The 24,876-nt window shown below is 44.8% G+C and carries 20 protein-coding genes; 15 read left to right on the plus strand and 5 right to left on the minus strand.

The window, feature by feature from the left end; translation table 11 throughout:
- Window positions 1-73: 73 nt before the first annotated feature.
- The 3 genes from RTS10_RS07215 to RTS10_RS07225 all read right to left on the minus strand — a co-directional run bounded on the left by RTS10_RS07215 (window position 74) and on the right by RTS10_RS07225 (window position 6,415).
- Window positions 74-1,666: an efflux transporter outer membrane subunit gene (locus RTS10_RS07215; protein ID WP_312539784.1), complete on the minus strand. Its 1,593-nt coding sequence runs from the start codon at window positions 1,664-1,666 to the stop codon at window positions 74-76.
- Between the two features lie 76 nt (window positions 1,667-1,742).
- Window positions 1,743-5,015, minus strand: a complete 3,273-nt coding sequence (locus RTS10_RS07220; RefSeq protein ID WP_312539785.1) for an efflux RND transporter permease subunit — start codon at window positions 5,013-5,015, stop codon at window positions 1,743-1,745.
- A 14-nt stretch (window positions 5,016-5,029) separates the two neighbouring features.
- Complete coding sequence (locus RTS10_RS07225; protein ID WP_312114032.1) at window positions 5,030-6,415, minus strand: efflux RND transporter periplasmic adaptor subunit; 1,386 nt, start codon at window positions 6,413-6,415, stop codon at window positions 5,030-5,032.
- Window positions 6,416-6,702: 287 nt separating this feature from the next.
- Here RTS10_RS07225 and RTS10_RS07230 point away from each other — a divergent pair, with 287 nt between their 5' ends.
- Complete coding sequence (locus RTS10_RS07230; RefSeq protein ID WP_312535595.1) at window positions 6,703-7,281, plus strand: TetR/AcrR family transcriptional regulator; 579 nt, start codon at window positions 6,703-6,705, stop codon at window positions 7,279-7,281.
- 14 nt (window positions 7,282-7,295) lie between these two features.
- Here the strand turns inward: RTS10_RS07230 and RTS10_RS07235 are convergent, their stop codons facing one another.
- Entirely contained in the window at window positions 7,296-8,405 is a 1,110-nt protein-coding gene (locus RTS10_RS07235) for an alpha/beta fold hydrolase (RefSeq protein WP_312539787.1), read from the minus strand.
- Between the two features lie 183 nt (window positions 8,406-8,588).
- Window positions 8,589-9,509, minus strand: a complete 921-nt coding sequence (locus RTS10_RS07240; protein ID WP_312539876.1) for a polyprenyl synthetase family protein — start codon at window positions 9,507-9,509, stop codon at window positions 8,589-8,591.
- A gap of 443 nt (window positions 9,510-9,952) precedes the next feature.
- Here RTS10_RS07240 and rplU point away from each other — a divergent pair, with 443 nt between their 5' ends.
- The 14 genes from rplU to nuoL all read left to right on the plus strand — a co-directional run bounded on the left by rplU (window position 9,953) and on the right by nuoL (window position 24,874).
- On the plus strand, window positions 9,953-10,264 hold the full coding sequence (rplU, locus tag RTS10_RS07245; protein ID WP_065252357.1) for a 50S ribosomal protein L21: 312 nt from the start codon (window positions 9,953-9,955) through the stop codon (window positions 10,262-10,264).
- A gap of 40 nt (window positions 10,265-10,304) precedes the next feature.
- Window positions 10,305-10,568, plus strand: a complete 264-nt coding sequence (gene rpmA, locus RTS10_RS07250; RefSeq protein WP_036591251.1) for a 50S ribosomal protein L27 — start codon at window positions 10,305-10,307, stop codon at window positions 10,566-10,568.
- A 355-nt stretch (window positions 10,569-10,923) separates the two neighbouring features.
- Complete coding sequence (lolA, locus tag RTS10_RS07255; RefSeq protein ID WP_312114024.1) at window positions 10,924-11,613, plus strand: outer membrane lipoprotein periplasmic chaperone LolA; 690 nt, start codon at window positions 10,924-10,926, stop codon at window positions 11,611-11,613.
- Window positions 11,614-12,142: 529 nt separating this feature from the next.
- Entirely contained in the window at window positions 12,143-12,676 is a 534-nt protein-coding gene (gene ndhC / locus RTS10_RS07260) for an NADH-quinone oxidoreductase subunit A (RefSeq protein WP_159374373.1), read from the plus strand.
- Window positions 12,677-12,769: 93 nt separating this feature from the next.
- A complete protein-coding gene (locus tag RTS10_RS07265; protein ID WP_007115468.1) occupies window positions 12,770-13,432 on the plus strand; it encodes a NuoB/complex I 20 kDa subunit family protein in 663 nt (220 codons plus the stop codon).
- A gap of 146 nt (window positions 13,433-13,578) precedes the next feature.
- Window positions 13,579-15,381, plus strand: a complete 1,803-nt coding sequence (gene nuoC, locus RTS10_RS07270; RefSeq protein WP_409455595.1) for an NADH-quinone oxidoreductase subunit C/D — start codon at window positions 13,579-13,581, stop codon at window positions 15,379-15,381.
- Window positions 15,382-15,394: 13 nt separating this feature from the next.
- A complete protein-coding gene (gene nuoE / locus RTS10_RS07275) occupies window positions 15,395-15,904 on the plus strand; it encodes an NADH-quinone oxidoreductase subunit NuoE (protein WP_076774498.1) in 510 nt (169 codons plus the stop codon).
- On the plus strand, window positions 15,901-17,373 hold the full coding sequence (nuoF, locus tag RTS10_RS07280) for an NADH-quinone oxidoreductase subunit NuoF (RefSeq protein ID WP_312539788.1): 1,473 nt from the start codon (window positions 15,901-15,903) through the stop codon (window positions 17,371-17,373). Before nuoE ends, nuoF begins: the two co-directional genes overlap by 4 nt.
- Window positions 17,374-17,382: 9 nt before the next feature.
- The gene (gene nuoG / locus RTS10_RS07285) at window positions 17,383-20,379 is read left to right on the plus strand and encodes an NADH-quinone oxidoreductase subunit NuoG (RefSeq protein ID WP_312539789.1); all 2,997 of its coding nucleotides are present in this window, start codon (window positions 17,383-17,385) and stop codon (window positions 20,377-20,379) included.
- A complete protein-coding gene (gene nuoH, locus RTS10_RS07290; protein WP_144917308.1) occupies window positions 20,379-21,434 on the plus strand; it encodes an NADH-quinone oxidoreductase subunit NuoH in 1,056 nt (351 codons plus the stop codon). Before nuoG ends, nuoH begins: the two co-directional genes overlap by 1 nt.
- A 15-nt stretch (window positions 21,435-21,449) precedes the next feature.
- On the plus strand, window positions 21,450-22,001 hold the full coding sequence (nuoI, locus tag RTS10_RS07295) for an NADH-quinone oxidoreductase subunit NuoI (RefSeq protein ID WP_007115474.1): 552 nt from the start codon (window positions 21,450-21,452) through the stop codon (window positions 21,999-22,001).
- On the plus strand, window positions 21,998-22,642 hold the full coding sequence (gene nuoJ, locus RTS10_RS07300) for an NADH-quinone oxidoreductase subunit J (RefSeq protein WP_284034372.1): 645 nt from the start codon (window positions 21,998-22,000) through the stop codon (window positions 22,640-22,642). The genes nuoI and nuoJ overlap by 4 nt, the downstream gene beginning before the upstream one ends.
- Window positions 22,642-22,965 carry an NADH-quinone oxidoreductase subunit NuoK gene (gene nuoK, locus RTS10_RS07305; protein ID WP_007115476.1) on the plus strand — a complete coding sequence of 108 codons (324 nt, stop codon included), beginning with the start codon at window positions 22,642-22,644 and terminating at the stop codon, window positions 22,963-22,965. The genes nuoJ and nuoK overlap by 1 nt, the downstream gene beginning before the upstream one ends.
- Window positions 22,966-22,972: 7 nt before the next feature.
- Complete coding sequence (gene nuoL / locus RTS10_RS07310; RefSeq protein WP_312539790.1) at window positions 22,973-24,874, plus strand: NADH-quinone oxidoreductase subunit L; 1,902 nt, start codon at window positions 22,973-22,975, stop codon at window positions 24,872-24,874.
- Window positions 24,875-24,876 lie beyond the last annotated feature (2 nt).

A 24,876-nucleotide genomic window follows, 5' to 3' on the forward strand; every position in this document is an offset into this window, starting at 1 on the left:
TGATGTGGGTTTTTTACTATAACAGCTTACGGCTAATCTAATGCACTAGCTCTAATGAGCTAGGTCTAATGTATTAGGGTTGGACTGTGGTTGTGGTGGTCGTTGTTGAGGTTGTTTTAGTAGTCACTTGGGCAGGCTGATGGGCTGCATCAGTAATTTTTTGCTGGGCATTGTTGGCAACCTGTGACAACTTGGTGCTGAAATTCGTATGTTTTTCTGTGGGTGTTTCGAGCGGTACATCGCGACTCACCCCGCCACCTAAAACTTGGTATAGCTGAATTTGACTGAGCAATTGCGACTGCTTGGTATTTAGAATACTTTGTTGGCTGCTGTAAATCGAACGCTGTGCATCTAATACGCCCAAATAATTGTCTAAACCTGCTTTGAAGCGCGCTTGAACAATTTGATAGTATTTTTGGTTAGCAGCAAGCGACTGGTTGTACGCGGTCAACTGCTGATTTAACGTTGCGCGATTGGCAAATACGTCATTGACTTCTTTAAAAGCGGTTTGAATCGCTTTTTCATAAGTATTTAGCGCTTGTTGTTGCTCGATTTCACTCACTTGGTAGTTGGCCTTACGTAGACCTGCATCAAAAATCGGCAAGCTCACGCTCGGTCCAAAACCCCAGCTAAATGCGCCTGTTTTAAACAAATCGCCTAAGCTTGAGCTGGCAGCACCCACATTGCCCGATAGGCTAATGGTTGGATAAAACGCAGCGCGCGCGGCGTTAATATTTGCGCCTGCGGCTTTTAAGTTATATTCCGCTTGACGCAAATCAGGACGATACAATAACAAATCACTGGGTAAGCCCGTGCCAAAAATACGATTATTGGTGATGCTACTAATGGCCGCTGCGGGTAGTAGGCTATTATCCACCGGGGCACCTACTAAATAGCGCAGGGCATTTTGGTTGGTCAACAAATTAGTTTGTGCTTGGGCGATAGACACTTTGGCAGCTTCAACCGCCGCTTGGGCTTGTACGGTACTTAGCTGCGAATCAAGACCTGCTTTAAAACGCAGCTGGTTAATGCGAAGTGAATCTTGGCGTGTGGCTAAGGTTTGTTTGGCAAGTTGCAGTTGTGCCAGATTATAGCTGTAGGCCACATAGCTTTGCGCAATGTTACTAATCAAGCTAATTTGCGCGGCATCTTTGGCAGCAGTGGTCGCAAGATAGTTTTGTAAGGCGGCATCTTTGAGGCTCGCAATACGTCCCCAAAAGTCAAACTCGTAACTTGACATTGCCAGACCGACATTGTAAGTACTACTAGGATTGGCATCTCTTGAGTTTGTTGCACCGTAAGAATATGAGCCAGAACTATTGATAGTGGGCACATCGGCGATGTCTTGGATTTGGTATTGTGCGCGGGCTTTTTGAATTGCCAAAATCGTGGCACTGATGTCTTTGTTGTTGTCTAAACCCAATTGAATCAGTTGTTTTAGCTTGGCATCACTATAAAAATCCTGCCAACGCTGAGACGCGATACTCGGCTGATTGGTGCCGCTAACAGTCTGACTGTCATAGGTTTCATAAGGCTGATTAATTGCGATATGCGGCTGCGCCACGACAGGCTCAGTTTTGGCTTTTGGAATGGTTTGACAAGCGCTGAGCGATAGTAGGGTGGCTACTATAGCGGTCAGGGGTACGAGGCGAAAGGTAGAATTCATATAACTTACCTGTATAAACATAATGTCTTTGTTATTGTAAAAGATTAAATGGGTAAAATGTTTACCCATTTATGTCTTATTGATGGTTTGATTGTGAACTGTCCTCAGGCTTATAGATACTCACCTGTGTGGGCTGTGTGACAGCGACAGGTTCAGCAGGATTAGGTGAGTAAGGTGATACAGGTTGTAAGTCACCAACGTTGCCGTCATTGCCATCATTGGGGTGGTGCGGTTTGTTACCTTTAATCAGTGAGCGTATCCACACATAGAACATTGGGATAAAGAACACCCCTAGGATAGTTGCACTGACCACGCCGCCTAACACACTTGTACCAATCGCATTTTGGCTACCTGAGCCTGCGCCCGTTGCCAAGAATAAGGGTACCACACCAATACCAAACGCCAATGATGTCATGATAATCGGGCGTAAGCGTTGGCGAGCAGCGACCGTAACCGAGTCATATAGATTATGTCCCAAATCTTGTCGTTCTTTGGCAAATTCAATAATCAAAATCGCATTTTTGGCTGATAAACCGACAACGGTCAGTAGACCCACTTGCAAATAAATATCGTTTGAAAGCCCGCGTAAACCGGTAAACAGCGCAGCACCCAATACCCCAAGTGGCACAACAAGCAGCACTGCAAAGGGAATTGACCAGCTTTCATACAGCGCGGCTAAACATAAGAACACCACGAAAATCGAAATCGCGTACAGCATCGGTGCTTGCGCGCCAGATTTTTTCTCTTCTAATGATAAACCTGTCCATTCATAACTGATGCCTTTTGGCAGTTTGGCAATCATTTGTTCCATCGCCGTCATCGCTTGACCGGTACTAAGTCCTGGCGCTGCGTTACCTTGTAAGTTCATCGATGACAAGCTGTTATAACGCGTTAGCGTAGGCGAACCATACTGCCATTCACCGGTGGCAAACGAGCTAAACGGAATCATCTGATTGTCACTGTTACGTACATACCATTTGTTGATGTCCTCTGGGGTGGTACGGCTCTCAGCTTCACCTTGCATATACACTTTTTTGATACGACCACGATCCATAAAGTCATTGACGTAGCTACTACCCCAAGCGGTACTAAGAACACTGTTAATCACGCTCGGCGCGACACCCATAGCCGCAGCAGAATCATAATTGACGTTGACTTTGTATTGGGGTGAATCTTCTTGTCCATTTGGACGCACGCCACTGACTTGTTTATTTTGCGCCGCCATGCCCAGTAGCATGTTACGGGCTTGCAATAAGCCTTCGTGACCTAGGTTGCCTGAGTCTTGTAGCTGCAGATCAAAACCCGTTGCCGTACCCAAACCTTGAATTGCAGGCGGTGAAATGGCATATACTTGGGCTTCATTCACTTGGGTCATAAAATAACCCATGGCACGTTTGGCAATCGATTGCGCGGTATTTTCTTTACCAGGGCGCTCATCCCAATCTTTTAAGCGCACAAATGCCATTCCCATATTTTGCCCTTGACCGGCAAAACTAAAGCCATTGATTGTAAATACAGACTGCACAAGGTCTTTTTCTTGGGTTTTATAATAGGCGTTGACCTTTTCGATAACCGCTTGCGTTTGATTTTGGGTACTACCGGCAGGCAGTTGCACCAATGTAAACAGCACACCTTGGTCTTCTTCAGGAATAAACGAACTTGGAATACGGGTAAATAAGAACACCAATGCCGCAATCACCAAGGCATAAGGAATCATATATAGCCAGCGCATTTTGATACTGCGACCCACAAAGCTTTCATAGCCTTTACTAAGACGCATAAACATACGGTTAAATGCGCCAAAGAAACCGGTCTGATGCCCGCTGTGTTTGTCATGGGCTTTAGTGCGTTTGAGGATAGTCACACATAGGGCAGGGGTGAAAATCAACGCAACTAAGGCGGATAGTACCATACTGCTGATAAGCGTCACGGAGAACTGGCGATAAATCACCCCAGTTGAGCCGCCAAAGAATGCCATCGGTAAAAATACCGCCGACAAAATCAAGGCAATACCAATCACCACTTTACTGATTTCGCGCATCGATTCACGGGTGGCTTCCAGTGGCGTCATGTCTGGATTTTCTTCCAGCAAACGCTCAACGTTTTCGACCACGACAATCGCGTCATCGACTAATAGACCGATGGATAACACCATGGCAAACAGCGTCAACACATTGATGGTATAGCCAAATGCGTACAAAATACCAAACGTACCCAGTATTACCACAGGTACTGCCAACGTAGGAATAATCGTTGCGCGCCAGCTTTGTAAAAACAAGAACATCACTAAGAATACCAGCGCAATCGCTTCAGCAAGTGTTCTGACTACTTCCTCAATCGACAAACGTACAAATGGCGTGGTGTCATAAGCAACCGAGGCTTTTAAGCCCGCAGGAAAATTAGGTTCAAGCTCTTTGAGTTTGGCTTCTACGGCGTTACGTGTGCTTAAAGCATTGGCGCCAGATGACAGTGAGATACCGATACCTGCCGCATCCTTGCCATTGTAGCGGGCAATCTCGCTGTAGCTTTCACTACCAATTTCCACTTTGGCGACATCACCCAAGCGAATTTGCGCACCATCTGTATTACTTTTAAGCAAAATATTACGAAATTGCTCTGGGGTTTGTAAGTAACTTTGCACGGTCACTGTGGCATTAATGGCTTGACGGGCTTCGTCAGTCGGCGTTTGTCCTAGCTGACCGGCTGATACTTGCGCGTTTTGCGCTTGAATTGCGCTGGTGATATCCGAGGGTATTAAACCATAGGTACGCAGTTTTTCAGGGTCTAACCAAATACGCATGGCATACGCAGAGCCAAACACATTGACGTTACCCACACCCTCGACACGGCTGATCTGGTCAACCACGTTGGAGTTGAGATAATCGGCAATATCGGCACGATCCATACTGCCATCTTCAGATGTCATCGCCAGTACCATCAAGAAGCCACTCGTGGACTTATTGACGTTGACCCCCATGCGCTGCACCATCTCTGGTAGCGAACTCATGGCAGATTGCAGTTTGTTTTGGACTTGGACTTGTGCCGTATCGGGATCTGTCCCGTTCTCAAAGGTCAAGGTAATTTGCGCAGCGCCACTTGATGATGAACTTGAGGACATATACATCAATCCATCAAGCCCTTTCATTTTTTGTTCAATCACCTGCGTGACGGAGTCTTCAATGGTTTGGGCAGCGGCACCTGGATAAGTTGCTGAGATACTAATGGTAGGTGGGGCAATACGTGGGTACTGCTCAATCGGTAATTTAAAAATTGCTAAGATACCCATCAGCATGATGAGCATGGCAATCACCCAAGCAAAGATGGGTCTATCAATAAAAAAGCGTGACATGATATCTCCCGTGCTTATGGTTGCGCAGTTTTGGCGGTAGTTGAGCTATTTGTTACGGTCGTCTTGGTGGTCGTCGTGGTAGATGCATTGGTCGGTACCGCGGTTGAGGCTGGTTGCGATGCCACATAAGGCATGGCTTTGACTTGCTGATCTGGTTTGACTTTGGCGCCGCCAACCATCACCACTTGCTCACCTTGTTTTAGACCGCTAGTGACAATCCATTGACCTTGGTGCGTGCCTTGAACCGTAACTGGGCGTAATTGGATTTTATTATTGGCGTCAACCACATACACGGTTGATTCACCTTTGGCTGTACGATTAATGGCACTTTGTGGTAATAATACGGCATTATTGATAATACCTTGAATCAACTGGGCATTCACCATCATCCCTGGCAACAGCACAAAGTTATCATTGCTAAATACCGCACGCAGATTGACCGTGCCTGTGGTACTATCCACTTTAGCTTCTTCAAAGCGAAGTTGCCCCACCATCGGGTAGGTTGAGCCATCGGCGAGCTTTAACTGAACCTGTGCGGTACGCGGTGTGCTAAGTTTACCAGCCGCAAATTGCTGACGAAGCGCCAATAACTCGGCGGCTGACTGACTGATATCGACATAAATTGGATTGAGCTGAGAAACAGTTACCATCTGCGTCGTGCCCGCGGTGGCAAGCGCACCGACATTGACATTTGAGCGACTGGTGATACCACTGATAGGCGCTTTAACCACAGTACGGCTCATGGTGAGCTGGTTGCTATTCACTGATTGTTGTGCGCCGCGAGCCGCTGCTTGGGCAGCATCAATATTGGCTTGTGCCACCCCGACTTGCGCCTGCGCATTTTTAACCGCTGCTTGCGCGGTACGCACGGCGGTCGCCCCTTGGTCATATTCTTGACTGGAGATAGCTTCAGTACCACGTAGCTGTTTTAGACGGTTTAAATTGGTTTGAGCCAGCGCAAGTTCGGCTTGGCGGGTTTCTAGCACCGCTAAGGCATTATTATAGTTGGCTTTTGCGGTATTGACACTGGCAAGACTTTGATCAAGGCTTGCGCGACTACCGGCAAGTACACTGGTGTAGCTATCGGTATTGATTTGATATAACGGCTGATTTTGTTTGACAAAAGTGCCTTCGCGAAACAACTGGCGGTCAATAATACCTGATACTTGCGGCGTAACGGTGGCTTCTTGATAGGCGACAACTTTACCTGATAACTCTTTGGTAAGTGGAATCGTTTGGAATGTTACAGGCTGTACATTGACTATTGTGGGTGGCATTTGCGCCTGTGCTCCTGCACCGCCGCCGCCACTTTGTTGCTGGGCTGCTGTGTCTGACTTATTACACCCGATTAATAAGCTACAACTCGCTAATGACACCATGAACAACACTGGGTATCTCATACCAACCTCATAAAAAATAGGGAATTTTAAAAAAAATATTATAAAATAAATGCGACATTGTTGTTGCAATATTTACGATAAGACACAAAACTTTAGGATAACTAAAGGATAGCTAAATTACTACCAGTTATCGGCAGCGGTTATTTTAAAAAAAAATATCCAATTGGGAAACCGACAATATTAAACAAATTAAGTGTTTAAGCAACAATTATTGCCTATTTGTATACATAAAAATTTTAAAATGTCAAAGCCATTGATAGATTTTTTTAATAAGGAAACATTTCCCCATGACTTTAAGTCGTAACAAGTCACCTGATTTACGTGTTGTCAAAACCCATAAAGCCATCCGTGAAGCCTTTATTATATTGTTGTCCGAGCAGGATTACAACGATATTGCTATCCAAGCAATTTTGGAGCGCGCCAAAGTCAATCGTGCTACTTTTTATAAATATTACAGTGGTAAGGGTGATTTGGCTGGGCAGATGATTGATGATTTCAAGCAGGAAGTCAGCCAGCTATTTCAGGACAGGCTCAATGCCGATAGTCAAATGCTACAAATGATTATGGAAAATCATTCACAAAAGCTGTTTGAACGCCGCCAACAGATGCTTGCCCTGTGGAAAATCCGCACCCAACACCACAATCTTTATCATGATATGTTTTTGATGGGTAAACAAAACTTTATTGAACTGGCTAAAAAACAAAAGGCGACAGATTATTTAACGGCGGAGGCGATTGATTACCAAGCCACCATGATGGCAACTATCTTTATGGCAAGTTTTAAATACTATTTTGAAAAAGATTTGCCAATCCCAGCCGATTTAAAGGTTGGCTGGGAGCAAATGCTTATCATCACAATGAGTTAATTTTCGCATCACAATCAATTGATTGGCGCATTGTAACTAAAATGCGCGATAAACTGGCTTGCCAGTTTTTCTATGAGCGCAAGTGGCATGTCGTGACCAAGCTCATCAATTAGTATCAACTGACTGTGCGCAATGTGCTTAGCAAGCGAATAGGCATGACTAAATGGAATGAGTTTGTCTTGTTTGCCATGAATGATGAGGGTGGGCTGGTGGATTTGTTTGTCAATATCGACCAGTGACCCCGTCGCCAAAATCGCCAGTAACTGCCGCTGCGTGCCTTTCGGATAAAAACGTCGTTTAAATAGTTTTTTAGCTTTGCTGAACGCCGCTTGTTCATCAAAGTAATCGGGGCTGGCGATGGTCTTGATGGTTTGCACGAACTGCTGGGTCAATGCGTCAGCATCTTGGCTTTTGGGTAGTGGCTGGGTAAAAGCCCTGATGGCTTCAATAGCGGGTGGGCGCGAAAAGGGTCGATTGTTACTGGTGGATAATAGTCCCAATTTTTCTACTTGGTGGGGATAACGCACCGCCATGATTTGCGCAATCATACCGCCCATCGATTGACCAATCACAAAGTATTTTTTGATCCCCAATATTTTGAGCAGTTGATAGGCATCTTCTGCCATGTCGTACAAATCATACGGAGTTTGCAGGTTTTTAAGCGGTAAACCCAGTCCGAATCTGCCGAGCAATTTGGCTTTATAAATAGGCGAATCATGAGCGGGGGTCAGTTTTTTGTGCTTAAGTTTGCTGGATTTGCCTATGTCGCGATTGTCAAATCGCACGACCCGAAATCCAGCATTGATTAATGCATAGCAAAATTCATTGGGCCATACCAAGCTTTGCGCGCCTAGCCCCATAATCAGTACGATGGTAGGGTGGGTAGGGTTGCCACCGACTTCCACGTAGAATTTATATTTTGGGGTACGCACCTTGGCAGCTTGCATAAAATCCGCGTGTTTGGAAGGTCGAAATTTAATGTCAATGGTGGTGGGGTTAGCAGGGACGATCGTGGCAAGTGATTGAATGGTATCTAATGCCGATAGTTCTTGAGTTTTTTTGGCTTTATCTTCGATAAGTTGTTGTTTAATATCTGATAATGAAGAGGGGATAGTATTAGACATACAGCATCCATAATCTTAAAGCTAACCATCAAAAAGCCATCAATCACAAAATTATTAATGATAAAAGTATCAATCAAAAAACTATCAAAAAATTAGCAAACTTGTATGACGATTTAATGACGTATTATTTACCGCCCATCGAATTGGACATCAAACTGATCACCACACAGCCTTTATTAACAATTAATAAAGCCGTTGGCTGGCAAGCGTCATCAAATCGAGTAAACCTTGGCGATATCGTGAATCAGGTAAGGTTAGCACGGCTTGTCTAGCAATTTCGCTTTCTTGCATCGCTTTGTCACGGCAGTACGCCAGTGCGCCGCTGTTTTTGACAATCTCAATAATCTCGCCCGTGTCTTGCACTTCACCTGTCTGAATGGCAATCCGCAATTTTTCATGCGTATCACCCGTGGTCATTTCAAGCGCTTTAATCAGCGGCAAGGTTGGCTTGCCTTCAGCGATATCATCACCCACGTTTTTGCCGAGCACCTCACTATCACCGACAAAATCGAGCACGTCATCAATGATTTGGAAGGCATTACCAAAGTGCTGACCAAATTTGGCGAAGACATCATTGTATTCAGGGCGATTTTCCAAAATAGCCACGCCTTGACTTGCCATCATAAATAGCCGAGAGGTTTTGCCATCGATGATTTTCATATAATCGGCTTCGGTAGCTTGGGGGTCATGCTGATGTTGTAGCTGCAATACTTCCCCTTCAGCGATATCACAGGTGCCATCTGAGAATAACTGCAATAACGGCAACGAGCCAAAACCCACCAAAAGATTAAATGAACGGGCAATCAGATAGTCACCCACCAACACAGCCGTTGCATTATCCCACGTTGCATTCGCGGTCGGCTTACCACGGCGCATACCTGACGCATCAATCACATCGTCATGTACTAACGTTGCGGTATGCAGCATTTCGGTGATTGCGCCTAAATGCATGGTAGCTTGTGATGGCTGATCGTTACAAATACGTGAGCAAAGTAGCGAAATTAAGGGGCGCATACGTTTACCGCCTGCGTTGATGACATGCTGACTCACCGACATGACCAGTTTGACTTTTGAGCTTAGACTGCCATACACCTGCTTGTCCATAATCTCGAAATCGTCAGCGATAATAGATTGAATCTGCTGATAGGTGACAGGCGTGCTGTTACTGTCTTTAATGACATCAGCATTGATAGCAGTGGATGTAGGATTTGATTGTTGATTGTCTAGCATAGGTTGGCTCAAAGCTTGGAGTGAAAATTCGTGAAATTTGGCGTGTGGTGAAAGTCGGCAAAATCATATCATACTGCTGTTTTTTGTGTAAGTTATTGCTCTGTATTTTTATTGGCGACTTGTATTACTCAGCATCCATTGCGTTGAGAAATGCGCAATAATTTATCAGCCAAAATCGCACCCGCATCCGTGAAGTTTTACTTGATTTTAAACACTAAAAACGTTAAAATCGCGACCTTATATTTCCCTGTGTATCCGTCGTAGAAGTGTTATCGCCCTTGGTAGCCACGGTGTACGGGTTTATTGGAGCAACCAAGATGTATGCAGTAATCAAAAGTGGTGGTAAACAACATCGCGTCGTTCAAGATGAATTTTTAAAAGTTGAATTGCTAAAAGCTGAAAAAGGCGATACCATCAAAATTGAAGACGTTTTAATGGTCGTTGATGGCAGCGATATCAAAATTGGTCAACCTGTGGTTGCCGGTGCAGTGGTCGAAGCTGAAGTAGTAGAACATGGTCGTGGCGAAAAAGTACGTATTGTAAAACACAGACGTCGTAAACACTACCATAAAGAACAAGGTCACCGTCAATGGTATACTTTGTTAAAAATCAAAGCAATCACTGCTTAATTGACTATTTCAAACACATTAATCTCTAGGAGACATCGACATGGCACATAAAAAAGCCGCAGGTTCTACCCGTAACGGTCGTGATTCAAACCCAAAAATGCTTGGCGTAAAAATCTTTGGCGGTCAACAAGTTGTTGCTGGTAACATCATTGTACGTCAACGTGGTACAGAATTTCACGCAGGTGAAGGTGTAGGTATGGGTCGTGACCATACATTATTTGCTTTAACTGACGGCGTTGTAAAATTTGCTGTTAAAGGTAAATTCAATCGTCGCTACGTATTTGTTGAAGGCGCAGCTGAATAATCATTTAGCTTGTTGTTAAACAAATTAACCCAATAAGTCGCACTTATTGGGTTTTTTATTGCTTATAGCAAGCGTGTTAACGTGTTTTGGATAGTCTTCAATGGCTTGGCTGTGGTTAGTCATTATCTAGTCAAAACTTTCTTATCACTCAGCTATTGTTACATTTGTTACAACTTCAACAACAATCATTGCATGGGGCGTCTAGTAGGGTAAGAAAAATTTAGCGACAATATCGGTCAGCGAATTTAGCTTAAACTTGTTAATTTTTAATTGATTGATTAGCCAGTTGGGCTAATATTATTTTTGAATACTTTTTCTAAACTTTTAACAATTTTTATTGAATGAGGAACCTACCATGACAACATCTACCAATAAAATTATCAGTAAATTAGCCACCGGTACATTATCAGCATTATTGCTTACCAGTATGCCGATGACAGTCGCCATGCAATCAGCCAATGCCGCTGTCGCCAACTCAGCAAGCGCGGCAACAAACTTAAATAACCTACTTAAAAATGTCAAAAGTATGACCGCTAATTTTAGTCAAACCACCTCTGGCACGGGTGGTAAGGGCTTAAGTAAGGCATCAAGAAATTTCTCAGGTAACATGGCTGTGCAACGTCCAAACCAGTTTCGTTGGCAGATCGATGGTACGGCATCGCAACTGATTGTTGCCAATGGCAATACGCTTTGGGTGTACGATAAAGACTTAAATCAGGCGACCAAGCAAAGCGTGAGCAATCAAGTAGGGGATACCCCAGCACTGATTTTGTCAGGCGATCCTAGCAAAATCGCCAATAGTTTTAATGTAACCCAGCCGATTGCCTCAAAAAATTATTATGTGCTGTATCCAAAAAATGGCAATGCCAACTTTAAAAGCTTAGGTATCGCTTTTAACAGCGGTAATCCTGTCATGATGGTATTAAATGATAATTTGGGACAAACCACCACTATTCGATTCTCTAATGTGAAACGCAATACGTCAATTGCCAGTAATCAATTTAGCTTCACGCCACCTAAAGGCGTGGATGTGATTAACCAATAAGGTATTTAACTATTTCATTAAATACCTTATTTAAATGATTTTTGGCTGATAAACCCTGCTTATGGCAGGGTTTTTTTGCTAAAGTGTTGCTATTCAATTAACGGTTAATTAACGGAAGATTGAACCCTGCTACTAGCATTTTTTACATAAAATGAGTAAACTATCCGTGTTTTAGCCAGTTAACAGCAATATATAGTTACTTTTGTTAGAATACGCATTTTTATAAAGTGATGTAATGCCACTTTATATTAGGTTTTCATCGTGGTTTTAGCAATATATTTGACTAGCCTGTTTAGTAACTAGCCAATCACTCACCGATTACAATAATGGTCAATGGATGTGCAGCGGGGCAGCTTGTTAGCTGGTACGAGGTAATCTTAAGGAAAATAGTTCTTAAGACGTTATCTGCCATCGTCTTTGTGATATTACGCTTGAGCCAGACGGGCTTGGTGGAAATATCAAAAATATCGTCCCAACTTGAATTGCTTAACCTACGTAACGGTTAGTCGTATTGCCCAGGAGTATCCTCATGATTCCAGTCATTGATTGGTCTGCAATTGTATTTATTTTGGCAGCCATAGGACTTTGTATTTTCATGCTTGTTGTACCAAGATTGTTAGGTGGTACTTCTAAAGGCTTTCAAAAGCAAGAAAATTTCGAGTCGGGTGTGGTCAGTGCTGGTTCTGCCAGAATCCGTTTATCTGCAAAATTCTATATCGTCGCTATCTTCTTTGTTATCTTTGACTTAGAAGCATTATATCTATATACCTATGCGGTATCGGTCAGAGAAGCAGGTTGGCTGGGATTTTGGACCGTTGTGCTGTTTGTGGTAGAGCTGTTAATCGGTCTATATTATCTGCTCAAACTAGGGGCGCTTAACTGGTCACCTGCTGACAAAAAGCCTAAACCAAAACGTTTGGCTGCTGCGCCTGCGGGCTTTAATCTGGCGGATATTACCCGCTTTAATGGTGTTGAAGAGTTAGAAATTGACCCTACTGGTAAAATCCCGGCCCAGTTGTCTGGCGCAATGAACCAAAACCCAAACAATAACGCGGTAAAATAATAATCCGACTTTGTAATCTGTGTTGCAAGGTCGTTTGCATTTGTAGTGATATAGAGCGAAATCCTGCTTTAAAAATCAAGGTGATCGAGCATTATGAAATATACATTAACCAAAGCCAATCCAGATGCCGACAGATTTCCAGACCAAACCCGTCAAATTATTGACGAAGAGGAAGTCAATAAAAACGTCGTCATGACGCGATTAGAAGATTTGACCCATAGCCTTGCCAACTGGGGCCGTAAGCATTCATTGTGGCCATTTAACTTTGGCACCTCGTGCTGCTATGTGGAGTACGCAACGACATTGACAGGCGTGCATGACTTGTCGCGCTTTGGCGCTGAGGTTATTCGTGCGTCACCGCGCCAAGCTGACGTGATGATTGTGGCAGGTACTTGCTTTATGAAAATGGCGCCTGTTATTCAGCGTCTCTACGAGCAAATGCTTGAGCCTAAATGGGTCATTTCAATGGGTGCCTGTGCCAACTCAGGCGGTATGTACGATGTGTATTCAGTGGTGCAAGGCGTTGATAAAATCATTCCTGTCGATGTGTATATCCCTGGTTGCCCACCCCGTCCAGAAGCTTTGATTCAAGCCATCATGCTGCTGCAAGAATCGATTACCAAAGAACGTCGTCCACTCGGTATTCATGTCAATGACCAAGGTATCTACCAACCTGTCATGCAGCCAGAACGTGACCGTAAACAAGCCGATCGCATTGCGGTCAAAAATCTACGCAGCCCAGATAACATTGATTAATGCTAGAGATTGGTTAATGCTAGAGCATTGATTAATGCTAGAGTAAGTCTCTGGATAGATTTAGGATGAATTCTCGCTAAGTAAAAGCTTATCGGATTGCGTTCAAAACAAAAAAAGGTATTCCACTACCTTCTTAATAATTGTGAATGAGGAAAGTGCCACTCATGGTAACGGTAACTGATAATCAAGCACAAACTGATGTCCCAGCAGTGATTGCGGAATTAAATCGCAAGTTTGAGGGGCAGTTTGTTGTACAAAAAACCTTTGACGCTTTTCCCACTATTTGGGTCAGCCGTGAACAGGTCATCGAAGTACTCCTGTACCTTCGCACCTTGCCACAGCCTTACGTGATGTTACTGGATATTTCAGCGATTGATGAGCGCTTACGCCAACATCGTAAAGACAGGGATGGCAATGCCTTACCTGACAGTGATTTCACCGTGTTCTATCACTTAATGTCGTTAGAGCGCAACACAGACATTCGCATCAAAGTGGCGCTCAAAGAAACTGATTTGCACATCCCTACGGCAACCCGTATTTGGCCCAACGCCAACTGGTATGAGCGCGAAGCGTGGGATATGTTTGGTATTACCTTTGATGGTCACCCCCATTTAACCCGTATTTTATTGCCAAAATACTGGGAAGGTCATCCACTGCGTAAAGAATACGCCTCTCGTGCAACTGAAGTACCGCCTTATTATCTCGATAAAGGCAAGCAGATGTTTGAGCAGGAGAACCTACGATTTGTCCCCGAAGAGTGGGGCATGAAACGTAGTGGCCGTGACGAAGACTTTATGTTCCTAAACTTGGGTCCTAACCATCCTTCGGCACACGGTGCCTTTCGCGTTGTGCTTCAGCTAGACGGTGAAGAGGTCATCGACTGTATTCCAGACATTGGTTATCACCATCGCGGCGCTGAAAAAATCGCTGAACGCCAAACTTGGCATTCATTTATTCCTTACACTGACCGTATCGATTATCTTGGTGGGGTGATGAATGAATTACCCTACATCATGTCAGTGGAAAAACTGGCAGGCATCACGGTGCCGGATCGCGCGAATACCATTCGTATCATGATGAGTGAGTTCTTCCGTATCACCAATAATTTGCTGTACTGGGGTACCTTCATTCAGGATGCAGGCGGTATGACGCCAGTATTTTATATGTTCGCCGACCGTCAAAAAGCGTATGATGTGATTGAAGCGGTAACCGGTTATCGTATGCACCCAGCATGGTTTCGCATCGGCGGTACCGCGATGGACTTGCCAAATGGCTGGCACAAACTGGTTCGAGAATTCTTAGATTGGATGCCAAAACGTATCGATGAATACGTCAAAGCCACCATGAAAAACAAGGTGCTACAACTGCGTACCCAAAACGTTGCCCAATACGATGCTAAATCTGCACTGGCTTGGGGCGTATCAGGTCATGGTCTACGTGCCACAGGTATCCCTTACGATGTGCGTAAAGCGCGTCCTTATCTTGGCTATGAAAATTTTGATTTTGAAGTGCCAATTGAGTTTAATGGCGATGCGTATGACCGCTGTTTGGTCAAAATTGAAGAGATTCGTCAGTCACTGCGTATCATTGAGCAATGTCTTAACAACATGCCAATGGGGGCATACAAAGCCGATCACCCACTGGCTGTCCCACCACCCAAAGACCGCACCTTAAATGACATTGAGACCCTGATTAACCACTTTATTTCAGTATCGTGGGGTCCTGTCATGCCAGAAGGCGAGTCCTCCTTTATGGTGGAAGCAGTGAAAGGTATTACCAACTATTATATTACGTCTGATCGCTCAACCATGAGTTACCGTACCCGTATTCGTACCCCGACCTTTGCGCACTTACAGCAAATGCCGTCAGTCATTAATGGTAGCTTGGTATCTGACTTGATTATTTATCTAGCGTCAATTGACGTTGTTATGGCAGACGTTGATCGTTAGGAGAAAACCACCGATGAAGATTGTAACTGATAAAACCCCAAAGGTGGATGTCGCAAGCATTCTAACCGAAGCAGAAATTCACGACATTCATGAATTTATGCATCATTACCCACAAAGCCGCGCGGCATCACTTGATGCGCTAAAAATTGTCCAACGCCGTAATGGCTGGGTGGATGATGCACAAGTCAACGCGATTGCTAATATCTTAAAAATCCCAGTCACCGATGTGGAAGGGGTTGCCACTTTTTATAACCGTATCTACCGTTCACCGGTTGGTCGTCATGTGATTTTGGTCTGTGACTCGATTGGGTGTTATCTGGTAGGTGGTGAGAATTTAGGTCAAGCCTTTGAGCGCACTTTAGGCATTAGTTTTGGTCAAACCACCCCAGACAATCGTTTTACCTTATTACCCATTTGTTGTTTGGGTAACTGTGATAAAGGTCCAGCGGTTTTGATTGATGAAGATACCTACGGTCCTGTCCAAATTGAAGAGATTGCTGAATTGCTGGAGCAATACGCATGAATATAACCCGTCAAATTAATAATCGAAAAATTGGCAAATCACCCAGTCAATTGGGCGAGCAAAGCATTCCTATTTATGGTGACAAAGCGACAGCCACCAGTGAGACCAAGCCCCTGACTTGGCGTTTGGCGCATTATGACTCAGTGCTAGATTTGGCAACTTATGAAAGCCTAAAAGGGTTTGAAGGTTTAAAAAATGCCTTGGCTAAATCTGCCAAAGAAGTGGGCAACATGATTAAAGATGCCAACGTGCGTGGACGTGGCGGTGCAGGCTTTAATGCAGGTCTTAAATGGACCTTTATGACGCCACCCGATGGCGGACCCCGTTACTTGATTTGTAACGCAGATGAGATGGAGCCAGGCACGTTTAAAGACCGTCTATTGATGGAGCGCCTACCATTTCAGCTGATTGAAGGGATGATTATCTCAGGTTATGCCATTGGCGCAACCGCAGGGTATATTTTTATCCGTGGTGAGTACATTGAAGCCGCCAAACGCCTAAATAATGCATTGGATGAGTGCCGTGCCAAAGGGTATTTAGGTGATAATATCTTAGGTTCAGGCTATAGCTTTGATTTACACGTGCATACCGGTGCAGGCCGTTATATCTGTGGTGAAGAAACTGCGCTCATTAACTCGCTTGAAGGTCGCCGTGCCAATCCACGTACTAAGCCACCCTTCCCACAAGTATCAGGGGCATGGGGTCGTCCCACTGTGGTCAATAACGTAGAGTCTTTAAACAACATGCCGGGCATCATGCTGCATGGCGTAGAATGGTATAAAGGCTTGGCACAAGGCAAATCAGAAAACCCAGGCACCAAAATCATGGGTTGTTCAGGTCTAGTCAATGACCCAGGGCTATGGGAACTGCCATTTGGTACCACCGCTCGCGAAATCATTTTTGATTATGCCAAAGGCATGAAAGACGGTCGTAAATTAAAAGCTTGGTTACCAGGCGGTGCATCAACTGACTTCTTAACCGCCAGTGATGAGCATTTAGACCTACCAATGGACTTCGAACCCATCATGAAAGCGGGTAGCCGTTTAGGTACGTGCTTGATTATGGTGGTAGATGAATCGCAAGATATGGTGTCATTGTCGCTTAATTTGCAAAAATTCTTTGCCCGTGAATCCTGCGGTTGGTGTACACCTTGCCGTGATGGTTTGCCGTGGGGGGTCAAAACCTTGCATGCCATCGATACAGGCAATGGTCAAGCTGTCGATATTGACGTGCTGCGCCAATTGACCAAAGATTTGTGGTTAGGTAAAACCTTCTGCGCCCACGCACCGGGTGCGGTTGAGCCATTACAAAGTGCGTTAAAATACTTTTTACCAGAATTTGAAGCCAAAATTGGTAACAATGTGGCGCCTGAAGAACAATTGTCCCCAACGGGCGTGCCTTCATCTGCAAACAGCGGAAAAGTTGAAGTGTATCAACCGGTTAAGACCACCAATGGGCAATCAGCGTAAGGAATTAGCATGGCAATTATTCATATAGACGGTCAAGACGTCGAAGTTGATGGTGCCGATAACTTGCTACAAGCTTGTTTATCGCTTGGCATCGATATCCCTTATTTTTGTTATCATCCAGCATTGGGCTCGGTGGGTTCTTGCCGCCAATGTGCCGTCAAGCAATATAATAACAAAGAAGATTATGAAGCCGGTCGTGGTCGTTTGGTCATGTCATGTATGGTCAATCCGACACCAGACATGTGGATCTCAGTGACGGATGCAGAAGTGAAAAACTTCCGTAAAAGCTTGGTTGAGTTCTTAATGACTAACCACCCCCATGACTGTCCAACCTGTGAAGAGGGCGGTCATTGTCACTTGCAAGATATGACCTACATGTCAGGTCACAATCATCGTAAATACCGCTTTACTAAACGTACCCACCAAAACCAAGACTTGGGTCCATTTATCAATCATGAGATGAACCGCTGTATCGCGTGTTATCGCTGTGTGCGTTATTACAAAGACTATGCAGGTGGTGAAGATTTAGGGGTTTACGCATCAGCAAGCCGTGTGTACTTTGGTCGTGATAAAGACGGTCAGTTTGAAAGTGAATTTTCAGGCAACCTTACCGAAGTTTGTCCAACTGGGGTATTTACCGACAAAACTCACTCAGAGCGCTACAATCGTAAATGGGACATGCAATATGCCCCAAGCATTTGTCATGGCTGTTCGGCAGGTTGTAATATCTCAGCGGGTGAGCGCTATGGTGAATTGCGCCGTATCGAAAACCGTTTTAATGGGGAAGTCAACGCTTACTTCTTATGTGACCGTGGTCGTTTCGGCTATGGCTATGTTAACCGCCAAGACCGCCCAATTCAAGCGGTTGAAACAATAAGCGGTAAACAAACCAATCTGAGCATTGACCATACTATCGATACCATCAAAAACCGGTTACAAGGCAAAAAAGCCATCGGTATTGGTTCACCTGTTGCCAGCCTTGAATCAAACTATGCCCTAAAACGCTTAGTCGGTGCCGAAAATTTTAGCATTGGTATTACCAATCAAGAAAAAACTGTGGTACAAAAATGTATCGATGTGTTGACCACAGAAAATATCCATAATCCAAGCATGCGTGAGATTGAGGATTATGATGCGGTATTGATTTTGGGTGAAGATATTACCCAAACCAGTCCACGTATTGCACTGGCTGTACGCCAAGCGGCAAAAAATCGCGCCAAACAAATGGCAGATGCACTAAAAACACCAGATTTCTTGGCAGAGCCTGTGGCTCGTATCGGTCAAAAAGACTACAGCCCAATCTTTATTGTGGATGTCAAAGATACGCGCCTTGATGATATTGCTGAGGTAAGCTGCGTCGCTACCCCAAGCGATATCGCTGAACTAGGCTTTAGCATTGCTGAGCACATGAAAACGTTGGCTACCTCACAATTACCAAAAGATTTGGTCATCGATGAAGACGATAATGCTGATATGCAAGCATTTGCTAAACATATCGCGCAGACGCTGCTTAAAGCAACCAAGCCCCTTATCATCTCAGGCTCGTCACTGTACCACACCGCCATCATAGAAGCGGCGGCACAAATTGCCAATATCGCTGAGCAAAAACGCGGTGAAGTGGTCATCTATGAAAAAGGCGTGGTTGACGCCCACAACGTCCAAGTGGATGCAGAGATTGCCAAAATCGATGCAGAACAAGCCAAGCTCAAACAAGAGATGGATGAAGCGGCATTTGCTGAACAAGCTAAGCAGGTTAAACGCCCAAGCCGTATGAACCCGACCAAAGGCTATCAAGAAAAAGCGGGCTTGTACTTGTCAGTACCTGCTGCCAATAGCATAGGCGTCAACTTACTCGGTGGTAAAGCGATTGATGAATTAGGTGATGATGCCGATGTGGTGATTGTCATGGAAAATGACATCAGCCGCCGTCTAACCGCTGAGCAAATGAACCAATTGGTAGCCAACAAATCACTGATTGTACTTGATCATGAAGCTTACCAATGGCATAACCAGGCTGATGTGATGGTGCCTGTAGCAACTTTTGCAGAAGCGGACGGTACACTAATCTCAGCAGAAGGTCGTGCACAGCGTTTCTTCCAAGTTTATGATCCTGTTTACTATCGCCCGCAAAGCATGGTAAAAGAAAGCTGGCGTTGGTTGCATGCGGTAGAGTCTGAGCTCAATGGCCGTGCGATTGACTGGACGCAGCTTGATGATGTGATTACTGCGGTCGCAGACACCAATCCACAATTAGCCGCAATCAGACAAGCAGCGCCATCAGCCGATTACCGTATTACTGGTTTAAAAGTCGCGCGTGAGCCACGTCGTTATTCCGGTCGTACGGCGATGCGTGCACCGATTTCTGTACACGAGCCAGAGCAGCCGAAAGATATCGATACGGGCCTAACCTTCTCCCAAGAAGGTTATGTGGGCACCCAAACGGATTCAGCAATGATTCCATTTGCTTGGTCAGCAGGTTGGAACTCACCGCAAGCTTGGAATAAATACCAAGATAAAGTGGGTGGTCATCTAAAACATGGCGATCCAGGGGTGCGTATTTTTGATACATTAACCGCATTGCCAAAACGTGAGTATATTGCGCCTGCGGCAGCTAGCCAACAAGGTTCAACCCAGCTAGTGCCGGTGTATAATATTTTTGCTAGTGATGAACTCACTGCCCGTAGTGAAGTTGTCGCCTCACAATTGATGCCAGCTGCTTTTAGTGTATCAACGGATGATGCGGATAAATGGCAGCTGCAATCAGGTGATATGTTAACGGTCACAGTGAAGGGTGTAGCGACCACATTACCTGTGCAGCTTGTCGATTACTTAGCCGAAAGCTGTGTGGGTTATCCTGTAGGTCAGGCAGGTGAATTAGAAGCCTTGCTAGCGCAGCCTTATACCGACATCAGTATCGTAAAATCAGCAACTACCAACACTGTCGCACCACTAGCAGCTAATAATGGTGGCGTAACAGCTCAAGTAACTCCAGGGGAGGGGGTATAATGGATTATTCTGTTAGACAGATGCCCGATTTACCTGCATGGCTGGCTGGGGTAATGTCCCCTGAAGCTTGGTCAATTGTATTTTTGGCAGTGCAATCAATTGTTATTTTCTTGGCGGTGGTGATTTTTGCTGCGTTGATGATTCCTTATGAACGTCGCATGTTGGCACTATGGCAAGACCGGTATGGTCCAAACCGTGTGGGTTGGCAAGGTTCGCTACAAGTTGCCGCGGATATGCTCAAAATCTTCTTTAAAGAAGACTGGACCCCAAAATTTGCCGATAAATTTATTTTTATCTTGGCGCCTGCGATTTCATTGTTTACTGCTTTAGCCGCTTATATCATTGTACCAGTTACGCCATCACTCGGTGGCGCAGACTGGAGTATCGGTATTTTATTCTTTTTTGCGATGGCAGGGTTGGCGGTTTATGCCGTGATGTTTGGTGGCTGGGCATCAGCCAATAAATATGCCTTGCTCGGTGGTCTACGCTCTGCTGCCCAAACCATTAGTTATGAAGTCTTTCTCGGATTATCGCTAATGGGTGTGGTGGCGTTGGCAGGGTCATTTAACTTACGCGATATCGTATACTCACAAGCAGGTGGTTTTTGGCACTGGAATGTGTTTGGTCAAATTTTAGGGTTTTTAACCTTTATGGTCGCAGGTGTGGCAGTCACCCACCGTTTCCCATTTGACCAGCCAGAAGCAGAGCAAGAATTGGCAGAAGGTTACCATGTTGAATACTCAGGTATGAAATTTGGTATGTTCTTTGTCGGTGAGTATGTGAATATCGTGTTGGTATCGTCGCTGATTACTATTTTATTCTTTGGTGGTTGGTTGCCATTATTTGATGGACTGAGTTTTATCCCGCCGATTATTTGGTTCATGTTAAAAACGCTGTTTTTCATGACCATGTTTGTATTGGCGCGTGGTGCGCTGATGCGTCCACGTTATGACCAAGTAATGAACTTTGGCTGGAAAATTTGTCTACCCATTACCTTGATTAATTTACTCGCGACGGCGGCCTATGTATTATGGCGCACCCATGGTGTAGGGTAAGGTGGAGATTAACGTATGTATTTGACTATGGTAAAAAACACGATTACGGGTTTTGGCTCAATTCTGCGCACCCTAATCATGGTCGCAAGTCATGCGACCCGTAAACGTGATACGATTTTATACCCAGAACAACCTGTTCCTGTACCGCCGCGTTTTCGGGGGCGTATTGTACTGACACGTGACCCGGATGGGGATGAGCGCTGTGTTGCCTGTAACCTATGTGCTGTCGCTTGTCCGGTGGGTTGTATTTCACTGCAAAAAGCGGAACGTGAAGACGGACGCTGGTATCCAGAGTTTTTCCGTATTAACTTCTCACGTTGTATCTTTTGTGGTATGTGTGAAGAAGCGTGCCCGACAACGGCTATTCAGATGACGCCAGATTTTGAGCTCGGTGAGTACAACCGTCAAAACTTGGTGTATGAAAAAGAGCATTTGTTAATTTCAGGCCCGGGTAAATTCCCTGACTACAATTATTACCGTGTGACTGGGATGGCGACCAAAGATAAACCTAAAGGGGCACACCAAAATGAGTCTGCACCGATTGATTTACGGAGTTTATTGCCATGATAACCGGAGCAACGATAGGGTTTTATTTATTAGCGATTGTCGCTATTTTGGCTAGTTTGCGCGTGATTACTCGTACCAATCCTGTGCATGCGTTATTAAACATGATTGTCACGCTGCTGGCGTTATCAGGTATTTTCTTTGCCTTAGGTGCGCCATTTGCCGGTGCACTTGAAATCATCGTTTATGCAGGGGCGATTATGGTCCTGTTCGTCTTTGTGGTGATGATGCTAAACTTAGGTACCCAAAGTACTTTAGAAGAAGAAAGCTGGTTATCATCCTCGGCTTGGGCAGTACCTACCGGACTTGCATTTATTGTGGGTTTGACTCTGTTTAGTTTGATTGGCATGAAACATGGGTTTGAAGGAATGATGCCAGCGTTTATTGGGGTAGAGCCAGTTACGGCAAAAATGATCGGTGCCAAATTATTTACCGAATATTTATTGTTGGTCGAAATTGCAGGGTTTTTATTACTAGCGGGTTTGGTGGCGGCTTATCATTTGGCAAAATCTGCCTTGGATGATGAAAACGAAAGTCATAACAGTGAGCTTGGTAATACCATACAACCTGCCTTAACGAATTTTATTGATAAAGAGCCCAGCCAACCGGCTGTGTTACGCGAAGTTCAGGAGGAGAAGGCATAATGGGACACTTTCCATTAGAGCATGTGCCGTTAGAGCACGGTCTAATCTTGTCAGCGATTTTGTTTGCCATTGGTTTTTGTGGTGTGATGGTACGACGTAATTTTTTGTTTATGTTGATGAGTCTTGAGATTATGATGAATGCTGCTGCCTTAGCATTTGTAGTGGCAGGTAGTCGCTGGGTCAGTCCTGACGGACAAATTATGTTTATTTTGGTGCTCACTTTGGCAGCCGCTGAAGTTGCAATTGGGTTGGCTATTCTTTTACAGTTTTATCATAAGCGTGGTCATTTAGATGTCGATACGGCAAATGAGATGAAAGGGTGAAATCAAAATGAGTATGTTACCTTTAACCTTTATGCTGCCGCTGATTGGCTTTCTGATTCTAGCGACCATGCGTGACCGCTTAAGCGAAAACGCAGCCGCAGTGGTCGGTGTCGGCAGTATGGGTATGGCTGCTTTGTGTGCCTTGATGGCAGGCAGTGATTTTTTAATGAACCACCCACAAGGCGCTGTCATTAATCAGCCATTGTGGACGTGGATGCAAGTCGGTAGTTTTGCCCCAAAATTTGGTCTCATGCTGGATGGTTTGGGCGTGACCATGATGGGCGTGATTACCGGTGTCGGTTTTTTAATTCATATTTTCGCGTCATGGTATATGCGCGGTGAAACAGGCTACGCAAGATTTTTTAGCTATATGAACCTGTTCGTCGCAAGTATGTTGTTACTTGTCCTTGCTGACAATTTAGTGCTGTTGTACTTAGGTTGGGAAGGCGTTGGTATCTGTTCTTACTTATTGATTGGTTTTTATTATCACGAGCGCGCCAATGGCCGTGCCGCGATGAAAGCCTTTACAGTAACCCGTGTGGGTGATGTGTTTTTAGCGTTTGGCTTATTCTTGTTGTTCCGTGAATTAGGTACGTTAAATATCTCAGATATCAATGCCAATGTATCGCAAATGCTAACGTCGGCAGGCTCAACGGTGACGATTTTTGGTCATAGCTATCCTACTATCAAAGTTGCGGCTGTGATGCTAGTGCTGGGTGCGATGGGTAAATCTGCACAGATTCCATTACATTCTTGGCTCGCTGATGCGATGGCAGGTCCTACGCCTGTTTCAGCCTTGATTCATGCGGCAACGATGGTTACCGCAGGTGTGTATTTAATTGCCCGTTTACATCCTGTGTTCTTATTGACGCCGGATGTATTGGCAAGTTGGGTGGGTATCGTTGGGGCAACAACATTGTTGGTTGCTGGCTTCTGTGCACTTGCACAAACCGATATCAAACGTATCTTAGCTTATTCGACCATGAGTCAAATCGGCTATATGTTCTTGGCATTAGGGGTAGGCGCTTGGCAAGTTGCGATTTTCCACTTGATGACCCATGCGTTCTTTAAAGCTTTATTATTCCTAGGGTCAGGCGCTGTTATCTTGGCTTACCATCATGAGCAAAACATCTTTAAAATGGGTGGGTTATTTTATAAAAATAAATTTCTATTTGCGGTGTTTGCGATTGGGGGTGGGGCACTTGCTGCGATTCCTTGGATTACAGTGGGTTATTACTCAAAAGATGAAATCATTTGGGAAACCTTCGCATCAGGTCATATGAATTTATTTTGGATGGCAGTAGTAGGTGCGTTTTTAACCTCGATTTATACGTTTCGTATGATTTGGATTGTGTTCTTTGGTGAAGAAAAAACGCCTATTCACGATCTTAAAGGTTGGACATACTGGCTGCCGCTTGCGGTATTGTTGGTGCTATCAACTGCAGTGGGGGCGATGATTCATCCACCATTAGCAGGCGTATTGCCACAAAGTTTTAGCGTGATTCATCCTGAGGTAGAATCCGGTAAGCACACGGCAGAAATGATTGTGATGGCTGCGATGTTGGCGGGCTTGATTGTGGGTGCTTTCTTGTTTGCCCTAGATAAAGGTCGCATCGTGAGTAAGTTTAACCAAACAGGTTTGGGCCGTGCGCTTAATTACTGGTGCTATCATGGTTTAGGCTTTGATGCTTTGTATGACATTGTATTTGTTAAACCATTCTTATTGATTGGTAAATTAATTAAAATTGACCCGATTGACCGCACTTGGAATATTTTACCAGCCCTATCGCTGGCAGGTAACCGAGTGGCGACATGGTTCCAATCTGGCTCGATTCGTGGGTATGCTGCAAGCTTCGGTCTTGGCATGGCAGTATTGTTGGTGTTGGTAATGATGATGATAGGGAAGTAACA

The organism is Moraxella sp. CTOTU47616, from assembly GCF_032017465.1.
Taxonomy (GTDB): Bacteria; Pseudomonadota; Gammaproteobacteria; order Pseudomonadales; family Moraxellaceae; genus Faucicola; species Faucicola tetraodonis.

Coding starts and splice junctions, on each gene's coding strand:
- RTS10_RS07225 (WP_312114032.1), bottom strand. CDS start 6,415: ATGAGATACCCAGTGTTGTTCATGGTGTCATTAGCGAGTTGTAGCTTA.
- nuoI (WP_007115474.1), top strand. CDS start 21,450: ATGTATTTGACTATGGTAAAAAACACGATTACGGGTTTTGGCTCAATT.
- ndhC (WP_159374373.1), top strand. CDS start 12,143: ATGATTCCAGTCATTGATTGGTCTGCAATTGTATTTATTTTGGCAGCC.
- RTS10_RS07215 (WP_312539784.1), bottom strand. CDS start 1,666: ATGAATTCTACCTTTCGCCTCGTACCCCTGACCGCTATAGTAGCCACC.
- RTS10_RS07230 (WP_312535595.1), top strand. CDS start 6,703: ATGACTTTAAGTCGTAACAAGTCACCTGATTTACGTGTTGTCAAAACC.
- rplU (WP_065252357.1), top strand. CDS start 9,953: ATGTATGCAGTAATCAAAAGTGGTGGTAAACAACATCGCGTCGTTCAA.
- nuoL (WP_312539790.1), top strand. CDS start 22,973: ATGAGTATGTTACCTTTAACCTTTATGCTGCCGCTGATTGGCTTTCTG.
- nuoG (WP_312539789.1), top strand. CDS start 17,383: ATGGCAATTATTCATATAGACGGTCAAGACGTCGAAGTTGATGGTGCC.
- RTS10_RS07265 (WP_007115468.1), top strand. CDS start 12,770: ATGAAATATACATTAACCAAAGCCAATCCAGATGCCGACAGATTTCCA.
- RTS10_RS07235 (WP_312539787.1), bottom strand. CDS start 8,405: ATGTCTAATACTATCCCCTCTTCATTATCAGATATTAAACAACAACTT.
- rpmA (WP_036591251.1), top strand. CDS start 10,305: ATGGCACATAAAAAAGCCGCAGGTTCTACCCGTAACGGTCGTGATTCA.
- nuoC (WP_409455595.1), top strand. CDS start 13,579: ATGAGGAAAGTGCCACTCATGGTAACGGTAACTGATAATCAAGCACAA.
- nuoK (WP_007115476.1), top strand. CDS start 22,642: ATGGGACACTTTCCATTAGAGCATGTGCCGTTAGAGCACGGTCTAATC.
- nuoF (WP_312539788.1), top strand. CDS start 15,901: ATGAATATAACCCGTCAAATTAATAATCGAAAAATTGGCAAATCACCC.
- nuoE (WP_076774498.1), top strand. CDS start 15,395: ATGAAGATTGTAACTGATAAAACCCCAAAGGTGGATGTCGCAAGCATT.
- RTS10_RS07240 (WP_312539876.1), bottom strand. CDS start 9,509: ATGGACAAGCAGGTGTATGGCAGTCTAAGCTCAAAAGTCAAACTGGTC.
- lolA (WP_312114024.1), top strand. CDS start 10,924: ATGACAACATCTACCAATAAAATTATCAGTAAATTAGCCACCGGTACA.
- RTS10_RS07220 (WP_312539785.1), bottom strand. CDS start 5,015: ATGTCACGCTTTTTTATTGATAGACCCATCTTTGCTTGGGTGATTGCC.
- nuoJ (WP_284034372.1), top strand. CDS start 21,998: ATGATAACCGGAGCAACGATAGGGTTTTATTTATTAGCGATTGTCGCT.
- nuoH (WP_144917308.1), top strand. CDS start 20,379: ATGGATTATTCTGTTAGACAGATGCCCGATTTACCTGCATGGCTGGCT.